Raw genomic sequence first — 14,941 nt, 5'->3', positions numbered from 1 at the left:
GTCCGGTGGGGGCCTACAGCCGCACCACGATCTTCCCGGTGTGGGTGTTGGACTCCATCAGGCGGTGCGCGTCCGGGATCGCCGCCAGCCCCTCGAAGGTCTCGGCGATCACCGGGGCCAGCGAGCCGTCGCGCAGCCCGGAACCGATGAAACCGGCCATCCGGGCGCGCCCCTCGGGCGTGCGCACCACCGCCCCGTTGGCGTAACCCCGCACGGTCAGCGGCCAGTTCAGCGAGACGGCCGCGGGCTGCGGGTCCAGCCACCCGTACAGCACCGCCGTGCCGCCCGGCTCCAGGGCGTCGCCCAGCTCGGCGAAGCCGGGGCCGCCGATCGCGTCGAACGCGACCCGGGCGCCCCGGCCGCCCGTGTGCCGCCGCACTTCCCCGACCAGGTCCTCGGTGTCGGTGGCGATCACCTGCGCCGCGCCCAGTTCGAGCAGCCGCTTCCGCTTCTCCGCGCCCCGGGTCGTGGCGATCGGCACCGCGCCGATCCGCAGCGCCGTCTGGATCGCGGCCGTGCCGACCCCGCTGGACGCGCCGGTGATCACCACCTCGTCCCCGGGGCGCAGCCCGCCCGCCTCCACCATGCCGCCGTACGCGGTCGAGTACGTCAGCCAGGCCGCCGCCGCCGTCACCGCGTCCACCCCCGTGGGGCGCGGTACGACGTACTCCTCCGCCAGCACCACCCGCTCCGCGTACACCCCGTGCACACCGAAGTCGAAGTTGGCCGCCGCCATGACCGCGTCGCCCGGCGCGTACGCCGTGACGCCCTCGCCGACCTCCTCGACCACCCCGGCCGCCTCGTAGCCGAGCCGTGAGCCGGGCAGGGTCGGCTGGTAGTGGTACGTGCCCGAACGGAACAGCGCCTCGGCCCGGTTGAGGCCGACGGCCTCCACCCGCACGCGCAGCTCGCCCGGCCCCGTGGCCCGCAGCGGCACCTCCTCGACGGCCAGCACCTCGGGGCCGCCGAGCTCGTGGAACAGGACGGCCTTCGTCATCGTGTCGTTTCCCATGGACTCGACGTTAGGAGGAGGGGTCGAGACGATCCATGTCCCGATAGCCCCCTGTCATGTCCGATCGTCTCGCACCACGGACGGAGGATGCGAGGGGGCGGAGGGGTGGGCACGCCGGAGGTACGGTGCGGGGCATGGACGTACTGAGCGATGCCATCGCCGCCATGCGCACCGGCCGGCCGCACTCCTCCCGTACCGTCAGGTTCGCGCCCTGGGGCCTGCGTTTCCCCGCCACCAAGGGCGCCGGGTTCCACGTCGTGCTCCAGGGAGCCGCCTGGCTGCTGCCGCCCGACGGCGCGGCGCCCGTCCGGCTCGGCCCCGGCGACGTCGTCCTGCTCGCCCACGGCACCGGCCACGGCCTCGCCGACCACCCGGACACCCCGCTCGTCGACGCCGTCCCGGCACCCGACGGCTCCTGGCCCACCCTCCCGGACCGCGGGCCCGTCGGCGCCGAGGAGACCCTGCTGCTGTGCGGGGCCTACCAGCTGAGCCGGGCCCGGGCCCACCCGCTGCTCAGCGGGCTGCCCCCGTACGTCCACATCCCCGCACGGGTCGGCGCCCACCCCCGGCTGCGCGCCGCCGTCGACCTGCTCGGCGCCGAACTCGCCGAACCCCAGCCGGGCGCCGACACCATCGTCCCCGCCCTCCTCGACACCCTGCTGCTGTACCTGCTGCGCACCTGGTGGCTGACCGAGCGCGCCGACCGGTCCACCGGCTGGTCCGCCGCGCTGAGCGACCCGGCCGTCGCCGGCGCCCTGCGCGCCCTCCACGACGACCCGGCCCGCCCCTGGACGGTCGAGGAACTCGGCGCCCTCGGCGGCCTGTCGCGGGCCGCGTTCGCCCGCCGCTTCACCGCCCTGGTGGGCAGGCCCCCGCTCGCGTACCTCACCTGGTGGCGCATGACGGCCGCCGGCCGCCTGCTGCGCACCGACGACCTGCCCCTGCGGACCGTGGCCCGACGCTCCGGCTACTCCTCGGAGTTCGCCTTCGCCAAGGCCTTCAAGCGCGAGTACGGCGTCGCGCCGGGCCGGTACCGGAAGGCCGCCTAGGGCGCGCCCGGGCCGTGCCCAGGCGCGCCCGCCGGGCCGCCGCCTAGCCCCGGCGCCCCGGCAGGCGCAGCGCGCCGAGCGTGGCCAGCGCCAGCAGGACCGCGCTGATCAGCAGCGAGGAGCGCAGCGCCGCCGTCATGCCCTGGGCGACGAGCGAGCCGAAGACCGCGATGGCCAGCGCCCCCGCCGTCTGCCGGATCGCGTTCAGCAGACCCGCCGCCGTGCCCGCCCGCTCGGCCGGGACGGCCTCCATCATCGCGGCGATCAGCGGCGGCAGCGAGAAGCCGACCCCCAGCGCCAGCGGCACGAGCAGCAGCGCCTGCGCCGCCCGCGAGGTGTCCGCGTCCACCGTGAGCAGACCGAGCAGTCCCGCCACGGCGACGGTCTGGCCCACGACGACCGGCAGCCTGGCCCCGTACCGCGCCGCCACCTTCGCCGACAGCACGTTCACCCCGGCGAGCAGCCCCGTCATCGGCAGGAACATCAGGCCCGCGCCCAACGCGTCGAGCCCCAGCACCTGCTGGAAGAAGAGGCTGAAGACGAAGACCATCCCGTAGAACGCCACGCTGTTCGCCGCGCCCGCCGTCACCGCCACCGCCACCGTCCGGTCCCGGAACAGGCCCAGCGGCACCATCGGGTGCTTCCGCCGCGTCTCGATCACCAGGAACGCGGCGAAGGCGAGCGCCGCGCCGCCCAGCGCCCACCAGCCGGCCGTGCCGCCCTCGATCGCCGCGAACGTCAGCCCGCCCAGCGCCGCCATCGCCGTCAGCTGGCCCGGCAGGTCCAGCGGCGCGGGCCGCCGCGCCGATCCCGCGACCCGGGTCAGCAGGGCGAGCGCGACCAGGCCGAGCGGCAGGTTGACGAAGAAGATCCCGCGCCAGCTCCACGCCGTGGTCAGCGCGCCGCCCACCACCGGCCCCAGCGCCACCGCGACCGTCGCGCCCGCCGCCCACAGCGACACCGCGCGGGCCCGCCGCACCGGGTCGCCGTACGCCTCGCGCACCAGCGCGAGGGAGGCGGGCAGCATCACCGCGGCCGCCGCGCCCTGCGCCGTACGGGCCACGAGCAGCGCGGGCAGGCCCGGGGCCAGGCCGCAGGCGACGGAGGCCAGGGTGAAGCCGACGACCCCCACGGCGTACGCGCGGCTCGCGCCGATCCGGTCGGCGAGCGCCCCGCTGGACAGCAGCAGGGCGGCGAAGACCAGCGTGTAGGAGTCGACCACCCACTGCAGGCCCGTCATCCCGGCCCCCAGGTCGGCGCCGATCGCGGGCAGGGCGACGTTGACCACCGAGGTGTCCAGCGTGATGAGGGCGAAGCCCAGCATCGCGGCGACGAGGGCGGCGCCGGGGGAGGCCTTGCGCGCGGGGGCGGCGTCCGGGGCGGGGGCGCCTTCGGGGGTGGCGGGGGCGGCGGCAACGTCGGCTTCGGGAAGGTCGGTTGAGGTCATGCGCCCAGCTTGGTGAGCGCGCGGGCCGTAGAGTAGTGGCCCGAATGCCATATGACCGGAGGTTCTGGCCATGCCGTCGTCCCGGGTCCGCCGCGTCGCGGTGATCGCCGCCCCGCCCGCCTCGATGTTCAACCTCGCCATCCCCGAGATGCTTTTCGCCAAGGTCGAGGTCGACGGCGGCCCCGGCTACGAGACGCTCATCTGCGCCCCCGACCCCGGCCCCGTCGCCACCACCGGCGGCCTCGACCTGCACGTCCCGCTGGGCCTCGACGCCACCGACACGGCCGACACCGTGATCCTGGCCGGCAGCGGCTCGTACACCGACCCCGACCCGCGGATCCTGGACGCGCTGCGCCGGGCCGCCGCCGCGGGCAAGCGGATCGCCTCCATCTGCACCGGCTCCTTCGCGCTGGCCGCCGCCGGACTCCTGGACGGCCGCGCGGCCACCACGTACTGGGCGTACCGCGAGCAGCTCGCCGAGCGGCACCCGACCGTCGACCTCCAGGACGACGTGCTGTTCGTCCAGGACGGCCCGGTGCTCACCTCCTCCGGCTACGCCGCCGGCATCGACCTGTGCCTGCACATCATCCGCACCGACCACGGCGCCGCCGTCGCCAACACCGTGGCCCGGCTCGCCCTCGTCGCGCCGGTGCGGCCCGGCGGGCAGACCCAGTTCACCCTCACCCCGCTGCCGCCCGAGCGCGGTGCCTCCTTCGCCCGCACCCGCGCCTGGGCCATGGAGCACCTCGACGAACCGCTCGCCCTCACCGACCTGGCCCGGCACGCCGGGGTCTCCGTCCGCACCCTCTCCCGCCGCTTCCACGCCGAGACCGGGGTCAGCCCGCTCCAGTGGCTCCTCCACCAGCGCGTCGAACGCGCCAAGGAGCTCCTGGAGACCACCTCCCTGCCCATGGACCAGGTCGCCCGCGCGAGCGGCCTCGGCACGGCCGACTCGCTCCGCCAGCACCTGCTGCGCAGGACCGGCCTGACCCCGAGCGCCTACCGGAGCTCCTTCAACCGGTTGGGCGCGCCCGCAACCGGACCCCTCGCCCCCGCGTCCTGAGAGAGCATGATCGATTCCCCGCTCCGCATCCGGTACGCCGGCCCGGCCGACATCGACGCCGTCGCCGCCCTCCACGCCGAGGCCCGCGCCACCTACTACCGCGGCCACCTCCCCGACGCCGACTTCGAGGGCCCCGAGGAGCTGGCCCGCTCCCGGGCCGGCTGGGCCGCGGCCATCGACGGCGGGCGGGTGCTCAGCGCCCGCGACGCGGCCGGGGAGCTTGTCGGCATCGCCGCGTACGGGGAGCGGGACGGCGTCACGCACCTCACCCAGCTCCACGTCGCCCCGGACCGCTGGCGCGGCGGCGTCGGCACCGCCCTGCACACCGCCTGCGTCGACGCCTGGCGCGCCGCCGGGGTGCGCACCGCCCGCCTGGAGGTGTTCGACCGGAACACCCGCGCCCAGGCCTTCTACGCGGCCCGCGGCTGGCTCCCGGACCCCGACACCCCGCGCGCCGGGGACCACCTCGTGCTCCGGCTCACACTCGCCCCCGGGCCCGCGGCGGAATGAATCCGGCGGGTCGGGGCGTTCCGCATCCTGGACACCCGACCCCCGCCCCCGTCTGGAGAGAAGCCCCACCATGCGCGTCGAGATCTGGAGCGACATCGCCTGCCCCTGGTGCTACATCGGCAAGGCCCGCTTCGAGAAGGGCCTCGCGGCCTTCGCCCACCGCGACGACGTCGAGGTCGTGCACCGCTCCTTCGAGCTCGACCCGAACCGGGCCAAGGGCGACACCGGGCCCGTCCTGGAGATGCTGGCGACGAAGTACGGCCGCACCCTCGACGAGGCCCGCGCCATGGAGGCCCACGTCGCCTCCAACGCCCACTCCGAGGGCCTGGGCTACCGCACCGAGGGCCGTGACCACGGCAACACCTTCGACATCCACCGCCTGCTGCACCTGGCGAAGGAGCGCGGCCGCCAGAGCGAGCTGCTCGACCTCGCCTACCGGGCCAACTTCGCCGAGGAGCGCTCGGTCTTCACGCCCGACACCCTGGTCGCCCTCGGCGTGGAGGCCGGTCTCGACGAGACCGAGGTCCGCGCGGTGCTCGCCGACGAGTCCGCCTACGCCGACGCCGTCCGCGCGGACGAGCGCGAGGCCGCCGAACTCGGCGCGAACGGCGTGCCGTTCTTCGTCCTCGACCGGAAGTACGGGGTCTCCGGCGGCCAGCCCGCCGAGGTCTTCACCCAGGCCCTGGAGCAGGCCTGGCAGGGCCGCACCCTCCAGCCCGTCGGCGGCGACGCCGACGCCTGCGACATCGACGGCGGCACCTGCTGAGCACCCCTTGGGCGCCCACCGGGTGACCGACGCATAAGCGCCACTTGGAGATTCCCCATGATCTATGCCAATTGACGGGAGATCGTGGGGAATCCAGGCTGGGTCCATGGACATTCTGGAGCCCCTGGGCGGAGCCGAGTTCGCCCCCAAGCAGACCTATCTGAACACCTCCGCCTGCGCCCTGCTGCCGCGCCGGACGGTCGAGGCCGTCACCCTCCTCGCCGAGGAGACCGCGGCCGGGCGCCCCGACGGCGCCGGCAGCTTCGACATCGTCGACGAGGCCCGGGCCTCGTTCGCGCGGATCGCCCACATCGGCACCGACCGGGTCGCGGTCGGCAGTTCCGTCTCCGTCCACGTCGGCATGGTGGCGCAGTCCATGCCGTCCGGGGCCGAGATCCTCTTCCCCGAGGGCGACTTCTCCTCCGTCATCACCCCCTTCACCGTCCGGGGCGACCTGAAGATCCGCTTCGTCCCCCTGGAGCGGCTCGCGGAGTCGGTGCGGCCCGAGACCGCCCTCGTCGCCTTCTCCGCCGTGCAGTCGGCGGACGGCCGGACCGCCGACTTCGCCGCGATCCGCGCCGCGGCGGCCGCGCACGGCGCCCGCACCCTCCTCGACGCCACCCAGTCGGCGGGCTGGCTGCCGCTGTACGCGGCGGACTGGGACTTCACCGTCGCCGGTGGCTACAAGTACCTGCTCTGCCCGCGCGGCGCGTCCTTCCTCACCGTCACCGAGGAGGCCCAGGACGCGCTGCTGCCGATCCACGCGGGCTGGGTCACCGGCGAGGACCTGTGGGCCAACAGCTACGGCCCGGTGCGCGAACTGGCCCGCTCGGCCCGCCGGTTCGACGAGCCCGCGGCCTTCCTGTCGTACCACGGCGCGGCGCGCTCGCTCGCGCTCCTGGAGGAGGTCGGCATCGAGCGCATCGAGGCCCACAACAAGGCCCTCGCCGCCCGCTTCCGCGCCGGCCTCACCGAGCTCGGCCACGCCCCCGTCGCGGACGAGTCGACCGTCGTCGGCATCCCGGGCCTCGGCGCCCGCGCCGACGCCCTGCGCGAGGCGGGCGTCCTCCTCTCGGCCCGCGCGGGCAACCTGCGGGCCTCCTTCCACCTCTACAACTCCCCGGCGGACGTGGAGCGGGCCCTGGAGGTCATCGCGGGCTGAGCCCCGTCGTACCGGGAAGGCCGAGGGGCCGCCGGGGGACGCGGACGTACGCGCCCCTCGACGGCCCCTGGTGGCGGAGGACGGCCGGTCGCCCGCGGGCCCGTCGGCCCGGGGCAGGGCGAGGGGCCCGGGGCGCGTCAGCGCCCCCACGCCTCCGTGACCGCCCGGCGGGCGCCCTCCAGGTCCACCGCGCGGCCCGTCTCCGCGAGGGCCGCCCCCAGGGCCGCGAGGGAGGACTGGACGGCGCCCGGAGTCGCGTCCACGCCGTAGTGGTTGACCCGGATCATCTCCTTGGCCAGCGCCCCGCCGCCCGCGATCAGCGGCAGCGACGGGTCCGCGGCCAGCGCCTGCGCGACCAGCTCGGAGGCGTCGACCCCGACGGGCGAGCGCAGCGTCGTGGCGACCGGGGCCGCGTCCCGCGCCTCGTGCACGTACGGCTCCAGGCCGCCGCCCAGCGCCAGCGCCCCCGCGCGGGTGGCCGCCGCGGCCGAGGCGTGCCGGGCCATCAGCGCGTCCAGGCCCTCCGCCTCGATCCGCTCCAGACAGGCTTCGAGGGCCAGCATCTCCAGCTGCGCCGGGGCGTGCAGCAGCGCCTTGCGGCCGCCGTCGATCCACCGCTCCTTCCAGTCCAGGAGGGAGAGGTACGAGCGGCGCGGCGCCTGCGGGTTGGCGGCGAACCGCTCCCAGGCCCGCGCGCTCACCGACACCGCCGAGACGCCCGCCGGGCCGCCCATCGCCTTCTGCGCGCCGATGATGCACATGTCGACGCCCCACTCGTCCGGCAGCACCGGCTCGGCGCCGATCGAGGCCACCGCGTCCAGGTAGAACAGCGCACCGTGGGCCCGCACGACCTCGCCGATCTCCGCGACGGGGTTGGTGTTGCCGGTCGCCGCCTCGGCGTGCACCAGCGACACGAAGTCGATCTCCGGGTGCTCGGCGAAGGCCCGCGCCACCTGCTCGGCGGTCACCGCGGTGTGGAACGGCACCTCCAGGTCGACGACCGTCGCGCCGCAGTCCCGCAGCCAGTTGCCGAAGGTCTGCCCGTACGGCCCCGTGACGATGTTCAGCGCGGTCGAACCCGGCCGCGCGCCGCTGCGGATGCAGCCCTCCAGGGGCAGCAGCGCCTCGCCCTGGGTGATCACCACGTCCTGCTCGGTGCGGAGCAGCGCGGCGACCCGCCGCTCGATCGACGCGAAGTGCGCGGCGGTCAGCGGGGCCAGGTCCAGAAGCGGATGGGTCACGGTCACGGAGGCGCCTTCTTCGGGGTCGGACGGGTGTCGCGTACATCGGGATCGAGCTGGTGCCAGCGTAAGCGGTCCGGCCGTCGCCGCGGCCGGTCACTCCTGTGCGCCGTGATCACCGGATCGAGTGGGTTAGGGACTGTTCGATACCGGGCCGGGCGGCCCCGCCCCCATGCTGGGCTCGCTCTCGACAAGATCACGGAAGGACGGGTCCATGACCGCCACCTCGCAGGACGTCATCACCGCCAAGCTGGAGCGCGCCTTCGACACCGTGGACGCCAACGGCGACGGGCAGCTCGAATGGGCGGACTACAAGGCGATCGCCGACCGCTACTCCACGGCGTACCGGCTGGACGCGGCGGACCGTCGGTCCAGGGCGCTCCAGAGCGTCTTCCAGATGTTCTGGCTGGAGCTGCTGCGCCACTCCGGAGTGGACGGGGACCGGCTCACCAAGGAGCAGTTCGTCGCGGCCAGCCGGCGCGCGGCGATCGACAGCAGCCGGATCAACGTCACCGACGCCATCGCCCACTCGATCTTCGACGTCGTCGACGTCAACGGCGACAACGAGGTCGGCAAGGACGAGTTCGCCCGTGCCCTGACCGACGTGTGGAAGATCGGCGCGCCCGACGCGATGGACGCGTTCCACCGGATGGACACCGACGGGGACGGCGCGATCTCGCGGCAGGAGTTCCTGCGCGCCATGCGCGAGTACTTCTTCTCGGACGACCCGGAGGCCCCGGGCAGCCTGTTCTTCGGGCGCGTCTGACCCACCGCCGGGGGGAGCCGGGGGAGCCGGGGCGGTGCCGACGGGGCGCCGCCCGCGGCCGCGCCGTCACAGCGCTGTGCGGAACATGTCACAGGGCGTGCACCGCCGGGCCCGGGCGCTTCCCCCGGCGCCCCGCCGGTGGGATGTTGCGGGCCGGAGCGGCCCCGCGGGGGAGCCGCCGGGAGGAAACGGGGTGGCCGCCATGGCACGGAGAACCACGAGATCCGGAAGAACCGGGCGAGCCGTCGTGAGCGCCGCGGCGCTGGCCGTCGTCGCACCGCTGACCCTCGGGGCGGCGGCGCCGGCCGCCGGGCCCGGTGCGGTGCGGACGCCGCCGCCGGACCGGCCCATCGTCTTCGCCCGCTACAGCACGGCGGCCCCCGTCGAGGACCTGTACGCCATCGCCCCCACCGGCGGCGCGCCCGCCAAGCTCACCCACACCCCGGCCGTCAGCGACGTGATGCCCAGCTGGTCCCCCGACGGCACGCGGGTGGCGTTCCTCCGCTACGGCTCCGGCGGCGCCGTCGACGGCATCTGGACGATGAAGAGCACGGGCGGCGGCCTCAAGTCCGTGCCCGGCACCGCGGGGGCGTCCGAACCGGCGTGGTCCCCGGACGGCAAGCGGATCGCCTACTCCCGGCCGGTCGGCAGCGAGCGCGAGATCTACGTGGCCGACGTCGACGGGACCCCCGCCACCCGGCTCACCCACACCGCGGCGGACGAGTTCCGCCCCACCTGGTCCCCGGACGGGAAGCAGCTGGCGTTCAGCCGCGCCGACGCGTCCGGGAACAGCCGCCTGATGCGCCTCCAGCTGTCCACCCTGGCCCAGAGTCCGGTCACCGGGCCGGGCACCCACGATGGGACGCCCGACTGGTCGCGCGGCAACCGGATCGTCTTCAGCCGCGTGGACGCCACCGGCTTCGCCCACCTCTACGTCGTCCGCCCCGACGGCTCGGGCGCGCACCGCATCACCTCGGCCCGCGCCAACGACACCTACCCCTCCTGGTCGCCGGACGGCCGGCGCCTCGTCTTCACCCGGGGCGGCACGGACGACGCGGACCCCCAGCACCTCTTCCTGGTACGGGCCGACGGCACCGCGCTCACCCAGCTCACCAAGGCCGGCACGCACGACCTGGAGGCCGACTGGCGCCCGTAGAGTGCTCGTATGAGCGATCACGTGGTGCTGCATGTGAAGGGGCGGGTGCTCGTCGGCCCGGAGGACGTACGGGACGAACTGTGGTGCGTCGACGGGCGGATCACGTTCGAGCGCCCCGGCGCCCTGGCCGGCGAGGCCCTGACCGTCGAGGGCTGGGCGCTGCCCGGTCTGGTCGACGCCCACTGCCACGTGGGGCTCGACAAGCACGGCCCGGTCGACGAGGCCACCGCCGAGAAGCAGGCGCTCACCGACCGGGACGCCGGCACCCTGCTCATCCGTGACGCCGGCTCGCCCTCCGACACCCGGTGGATCGACGCGCGCGAGGACCTGCCGAAGATCATCCGGGCGGGCCGGCACATCGCCCGCACCCGCCGCTACATCCGCAACTACGCCCACGAGATCGAGCCCGACGAACTGGTCGCGTACGTCGGGCGCGAGGCGCGGCGCGGCGACGGCTGGGTCAAGCTGGTCGGCGACTGGATCGACCGCGACCTCGGGGACCTGGCCCCGTCCTGGCCGCGCGCCGAGGTCGAGGCGGCCATCGCCGAGGCGCACCGGCTCGGCGCCCGGGTCACCGCGCACTGCTTCGCCGAGGACTCGCTGCGCGACCTGGTCGAGGCGGGCATCGACTGCATCGAGCACGCCACCGGGCTCACTGAGGAGACCATCCCGCTCTTCGCCGAGCGGGGCGTCGCCATCGTCCCGACCCTGGTCAACATCGCGACCTTCCCGCACCTCGCGGACGGTGGCGAGGAGAAGTTCCCGCGCTGGTCGGCCCACATGCGCCGGCTCCACGAGCGCCGGTACGACACGGTCCGCGCCGCCTGGGACGCCGGGATCCCGGTCTTCGTCGGCACCGACGCGGGCGGCTCCCTGGCGCACGGCCTGGTCGCCGCCGAGGTCGAGGAGCTGACGAAGGCGGGCATCCCCGCCCTCGACGCGCTCTCCGCGACGGCCTGGGGCGCCCGCGCCTGGCTGGGCCGCCCCTCCCTGGAGGAGGGCGCCCCGGCCGACCTCGTCGTCTACGGCGAGGACCCGCGCGCCGACGTCCGCGCGCTGGCGGCGCCCCGGCGCGTGATCGTCAACGGGCGGGTCATCGGCTGAGCCGTCAGGCCCCGGTGTAGAAGACCAGCCGGGCCCGCTTCTCCGGGATGAAAACCTCCGGCAGGTCCACCTCGGGAAGCGTGATCTCGGGGCCCAGCTCGAAGCCGCTGCGCGCGAGCCGGGCGAGCACCTTCTCGTTCACGGCGTCCGGCTCGCCCACGATCCGGGTGTGGTCGGTCAGCGCGAAGTCGAGCAGGGCGCCGAACAGCTGCTCGGTGAAGCCCCGCTCCGGCGCGGCCGAGGGCGCCACGAAAAGGTGCACGCCGATGTCGCCCGGCCGTGCCTCGTAGCACTCGGAGATCCGGTCGGCCTCGGGGTCGTACGTCTGGAAGATGCCGACCGGCACGTCGTCCCGGTGCACCAGGAAGCCGTGGTGGGTGGTGAGCGAGTCGAGGTGCGCGTAGATCTCCCGCACCTGCTCGACGGTCGTGCCGTTCATCCCCCAGAAGCGGGCGCGCTCCTCGTTCACCCAGCGGTGGATGAGCTCGGCGTGCTGCTCGGGGTCGATGCGGTCGACGCGGACGGAGCCGAAGCCCTCGACGGTCCGGGCGTACTCAGTTCTGCTCATGCTCTTCCTTCACGAGATCGTTCCAGTCGGTGACGACCGGGGCGAGTCCGCCCCGCAGCCACAGGGGCAGCTGGTCACGGTGGTGCGGGTCGCCGGGCACCCCTGAGGCGCCGAACGGCACGACCCACAGGCTGCGTTCGCGGTCGGCCAGGTCCCAGACGTAGCGGGCGGCCGAGGCGCGGGCGGACCGGTCGGTGAAGCCGGGGACGGAGGACGTCGACAGGACGCAGTCGTGGTCGCCGCCGAGTCCCGGCCACGCGGCGTCGGGGGAGTGCTCCTCGTCCGGCAGCGCCTGCCAGGGCGCGAGCCGGTGCGTCACGCCCCACGCGGGCGGCGCGTCGGCGGCCCCGGCCTCCTCCAGGGACGCGCGCACGATCCCGCGGACGTCCCCGGTCGGCACGGGCCCGGCGACGAGCAGCGTCTCCAAAGCGAAGGCCACCCGCGGCCCCAGCGCCAGCCAGGGCCGGAACAGCTCGGGGTACGGGGCGGGCGTGCGCAGTTCCGTGAACGCCTCGTGCGCCGCGAGCCGGCGGACGACCGCCCCGCGCACCGCCGCGTACAGAGCGGCGTCCGTGCTGTCGGCCTCCATCCGCCGGTCCCAGCCGAGGAGCGCGCGGCGCACGTCCCGGGCGCCGGGGGAGAGGGCCGCCTCGTCGGTGTCCCGTACGGCGTCGAGCAGTCGGCGGGCGGAGGGGTTGTCGGTGTCGGTGTGGACGGCGCCCATCGCGGCCGGCGTCCAGGCCTTCGAGGCGTCGAGCAGCGCGCTGATCCGCTCGGCGCGGTGCGGCGGCGCGAACTCGACGCCCAGCGGTGCGGCGAGTCCGCGCGCGTTGGCCATGACCGCCTGCTCCCCGACCTCGGCGCGGGGCGTGGCCGCGGCCTCGCCCGTCCAGGCGTGCGCGGCCTCCCAGGCGGGCACCACCCGCAGCGAGTTGAGCCGGTCGCGCACGGGCACGTACCCGGCGACCCGGTGCAGCAGCCCGCCGTCGGCGTCGGCCGCCTGCACGACGTTCACCGGCTCGATCCAGCGGTCGAGCGCCCGGTCCACGTCCTCGACGTTCCGCGCCCGCAGCAGCGCGGGCAGCGCGGCGAAGCCCGACTCACCGGTGACACGGGGCGGGTAGCGCAGGCTGACGGCCTCCCACACGGGGACGCTGTCCCCGTGGCCGGTGTCGCCCCCGTGGCCCGTGTCGGCCGTGCTGCCCGGGGCGGCTCCGCTCCCGCCGTCCGCGCCGATGATCACCGGCCCCCGCGCGGTCTCGATCACCTCGATCGCGACCGGTGCCGCGTCCGCGACCCGGATCGTCTCCGTGTGCGCGGTCGCGGGCTCCCAGCCGTCCGGGCCGAGGGCCTCGACGCGCCCGTCGGGGTGGCGGCGCAGGCGCTCGCGGTAGAGGTCCTGGTAGTCGGCCATCGCGTTGGTGATCGCCCAGGCGACGCGGCCCGTGTGCCCGAAGTGGGCGAGCCCGGGGACCCCCGGGACGGCGAGGCCGAGGACGTCGTGCTCGGGGCAGGAGAGCCGGATCTGCTGGTAGACGCCGGGCGCCTCGATGAAGCGGTGCGGGTCGCCCGCCACGATCGGCGCGCCGCTCGCGGTCCGGGCGCCGGAGACGACCCAGCCGTTGGAGCCCGCCGTGCCGGGGCCGTCCGTGGCGAACAGCTCCGTCCACTCCTCACCGAGCCGCCGCGCGACCTGGTCGCGCCACAGCTTGGTGGGGAAGCCGGCGAAGAGGATGTGGGTGGAGAGCCACACCGCGAGCGGCGTCCAGGGCTCCCAGCGCCCCGGCGCCAGGCCGGTCGCCGCGAACTCCGGTGCCCGCCGGGCGCCTTCCGCGAGGCCCTCGTTGACCCCGTCCACGTACGCCCGCACCCACGCCGCCGTCTCCGCGTCCAGCCGGTCGTGGCAGCGGCGGGCGGTGTCGGCCAGCCTGGCCTGCCGTACGAAGGCGTCCCAGCCGGTCTCGGCCGCGCCGAGGAAGGCGGCGGTGGTGCCCTGGGCCCGGTGCCGCTCGACCTCCAGCTGCCAGGCGCGGTCCCGCGCGGTCACCAGGCCCTGGGCGCGGGCCAGTTCGCGCGGACCGCCGGCGCGCAGGTGCGGGATGCCATAGGGGTCCCGGTAGACCTCGGTGCTCACTGCGTTCGGCCCCGATCCGATCATCGTTTCTTAGGTTAGGCTGACCTAAATTAATCTACAGGACCGACAGGGTCGCAGGGTCGACAGGGGAGGGGGTCGGGGTGGGTCGCACCGGCCATGGCTGGGAGGGCGTCGTCCTCAGGCTGTTCCGCGGCAGGGACTTCACGTTCACGGTGACCGGTGCCGAGCAGGTGACCGAGCACTACCGCCGGGTGGGCTTCACCGACGGCGGGCTGCTCGCCGCCGCGGGGGTGCACCCCACCATGTGGGTGCGGCTCTGGTTCGAGCAGGCGGGCAAGCCCCACCAGCGCGCCTACACCCTCGTCGACCCGGACCCCGAAGCGGGCACCTTCAGCCTGGAGTTCGCCCTCCACGACGGCGTCGCCAGCCACTGGGCCCGCACCTGCGCCCCCGGCGACACCGTCGAGGCCACCCTCCAGGGCACCGGCTTCACCGCGCCCGAACCGGCCCCCGGCCACCTCCTGCTGATCGGCGACGCCGCCTCGCTGCCCGCCATGAACTCGCTGCTCGACGCCTTCCCCGGCACCCCCGCCACGCTCTGGTTCGAGACCGCCCACGCCTCCGACGAGGCGCTGCCGATGCGCCTCGACGCCGACCGGCACGAGCTCCGCCGGGTGCCGCGCGAGGACGCGGGGGCCGCCCTGGCCGCCCGGGTCCGCGAGGAGCTGCCCGCGCTCGTGGCCGCCACCTCCGACCCGTACGTCTGGATCGCCTGCGACACCGCGACCACGCGCACCCTCGCCTCGTACGTGCGCAAGGGGCTCGGCCTGCCCAAGGAGCGGGTGCACGCCCTCGGCTACTGGCGGCCCCAGCGGGAGCGCGCCGGCGATCTTGCGGCCGGTTGACGATCCGTTACCCCGCTCGGCGCGGATCGTTGAATTCCTTCACGTCGATGCCGCCGCACGCGCCCCTGCGCCCCGCGCACGCCGCGACGCGCGGGGC

At 75.3% G+C, this 14,941-nt stretch carries 14 protein-coding genes; 9 read left to right on the top strand and 5 right to left on the bottom strand.

All coding sequences use genetic code 11. From position 1 onward, the window contains the following. Positions 1-13: 13 nt before the first annotated feature. The gene (locus OG309_RS08925) at positions 14-1,012 is read right to left on the bottom strand and encodes a zinc-dependent alcohol dehydrogenase family protein (protein WP_329419564.1); all 999 of its coding nucleotides are present in this window, start codon (positions 1,010-1,012) and stop codon (positions 14-16) included. Positions 1,013-1,146: 134 nt separating this feature from the next. Between OG309_RS08925 and OG309_RS08920 the strand changes: the two genes are divergently transcribed. Then, entirely contained in the window at positions 1,147-2,061 is a 915-nt protein-coding gene (locus OG309_RS08920; protein WP_329419563.1) for an AraC family transcriptional regulator, read from the top strand. A 43-nt stretch (positions 2,062-2,104) separates the two neighbouring features. On the opposite strand, the gene OG309_RS08915 is transcribed toward OG309_RS08920, so the two are convergent. Beyond that, entirely contained in the window at positions 2,105-3,508 is a 1,404-nt protein-coding gene (locus tag OG309_RS08915; RefSeq protein ID WP_329419562.1) for an MFS transporter, read from the bottom strand. 70 nt (positions 3,509-3,578) lie between these two features. Here OG309_RS08915 and OG309_RS08910 point away from each other — a divergent pair, with 70 nt between their 5' ends. The 4 genes from OG309_RS08910 to OG309_RS08895 all read left to right on the top strand — a co-directional run bounded on the left by OG309_RS08910 (position 3,579) and on the right by OG309_RS08895 (position 7,009). After that, positions 3,579-4,571: a GlxA family transcriptional regulator gene (locus OG309_RS08910; RefSeq protein ID WP_329419560.1), complete on the top strand. Its 993-nt coding sequence runs from the start codon at positions 3,579-3,581 to the stop codon at positions 4,569-4,571. A gap of 6 nt (positions 4,572-4,577) precedes the next feature. After that, positions 4,578-5,081: a GNAT family N-acetyltransferase gene (locus OG309_RS08905; protein WP_329419559.1), complete on the top strand. Its 504-nt coding sequence runs from the start codon at positions 4,578-4,580 to the stop codon at positions 5,079-5,081. Positions 5,082-5,151: 70 nt separating this feature from the next. Then, positions 5,152-5,847, top strand: a complete 696-nt coding sequence (locus OG309_RS08900) for a DsbA family oxidoreductase (RefSeq protein ID WP_329419557.1) — start codon at positions 5,152-5,154, stop codon at positions 5,845-5,847. A 106-nt stretch (positions 5,848-5,953) separates the two neighbouring features. Beyond that, positions 5,954-7,009: an aminotransferase class V-fold PLP-dependent enzyme gene (locus OG309_RS08895; RefSeq protein WP_329419555.1), complete on the top strand. Its 1,056-nt coding sequence runs from the start codon at positions 5,954-5,956 to the stop codon at positions 7,007-7,009. 137 nt (positions 7,010-7,146) lie between these two features. Here OG309_RS08895 and OG309_RS08890 read toward each other — a convergent pair whose 3' ends face one another. Next, positions 7,147-8,250: a pyridoxal-phosphate-dependent aminotransferase family protein gene (locus OG309_RS08890; protein ID WP_329428224.1), complete on the bottom strand. Its 1,104-nt coding sequence runs from the start codon at positions 8,248-8,250 to the stop codon at positions 7,147-7,149. A 214-nt stretch (positions 8,251-8,464) separates the two neighbouring features. Between OG309_RS08890 and OG309_RS08885 the strand changes: the two genes are divergently transcribed. The 3 genes from OG309_RS08885 to OG309_RS08875 all read left to right on the top strand — a co-directional run bounded on the left by OG309_RS08885 (position 8,465) and on the right by OG309_RS08875 (position 11,276). After that, on the top strand, positions 8,465-9,016 hold the full coding sequence (locus OG309_RS08885; protein ID WP_329419554.1) for an EF-hand domain-containing protein: 552 nt from the start codon (positions 8,465-8,467) through the stop codon (positions 9,014-9,016). A gap of 247 nt (positions 9,017-9,263) precedes the next feature. Beyond that, positions 9,264-10,172 (top strand): LpqB family beta-propeller domain-containing protein, encoded by a 909-nt coding sequence (locus tag OG309_RS08880; protein ID WP_329419553.1) that lies wholly within the window; start codon positions 9,264-9,266, stop codon positions 10,170-10,172. Between the two features lie 9 nt (positions 10,173-10,181). Further along, the gene (locus OG309_RS08875; RefSeq protein WP_329419551.1) at positions 10,182-11,276 is read left to right on the top strand and encodes an amidohydrolase family protein; all 1,095 of its coding nucleotides are present in this window, start codon (positions 10,182-10,184) and stop codon (positions 11,274-11,276) included. Positions 11,277-11,280: 4 nt separating this feature from the next. Here OG309_RS08875 and OG309_RS08870 read toward each other — a convergent pair whose 3' ends face one another. Both OG309_RS08870 and OG309_RS08865 read right to left on the bottom strand, forming a co-directional pair. Further along, positions 11,281-11,844, bottom strand: coding sequence for a GNAT family N-acetyltransferase (locus OG309_RS08870; RefSeq protein WP_329419549.1), 564 nt, complete (start codon positions 11,842-11,844; stop codon positions 11,281-11,283). Beyond that, complete coding sequence (locus OG309_RS08865) at positions 11,831-14,002, bottom strand: penicillin acylase family protein (RefSeq protein WP_329419548.1); 2,172 nt, start codon at positions 14,000-14,002, stop codon at positions 11,831-11,833. Before OG309_RS08865 ends, OG309_RS08870 begins: the two co-directional genes overlap by 14 nt. A gap of 77 nt (positions 14,003-14,079) precedes the next feature. Between OG309_RS08865 and OG309_RS08860 the strand changes: the two genes are divergently transcribed. Beyond that, entirely contained in the window at positions 14,080-14,844 is a 765-nt protein-coding gene (locus OG309_RS08860) for a siderophore-interacting protein (RefSeq protein ID WP_329419546.1), read from the top strand. The last annotated feature ends 97 nt before the right edge of the window (positions 14,845-14,941 follow it).

The sequence above is a fragment of the Streptomyces sp. NBC_01268 genome (assembly GCF_036240795.1).
Classification (GTDB): domain Bacteria; phylum Actinomycetota; class Actinomycetes; order Streptomycetales; family Streptomycetaceae; genus Streptomyces.
The sequence above is the reverse complement of the archived record's forward strand: the minus strand, read 5'-3'. Positions and strand labels throughout refer to the sequence as shown.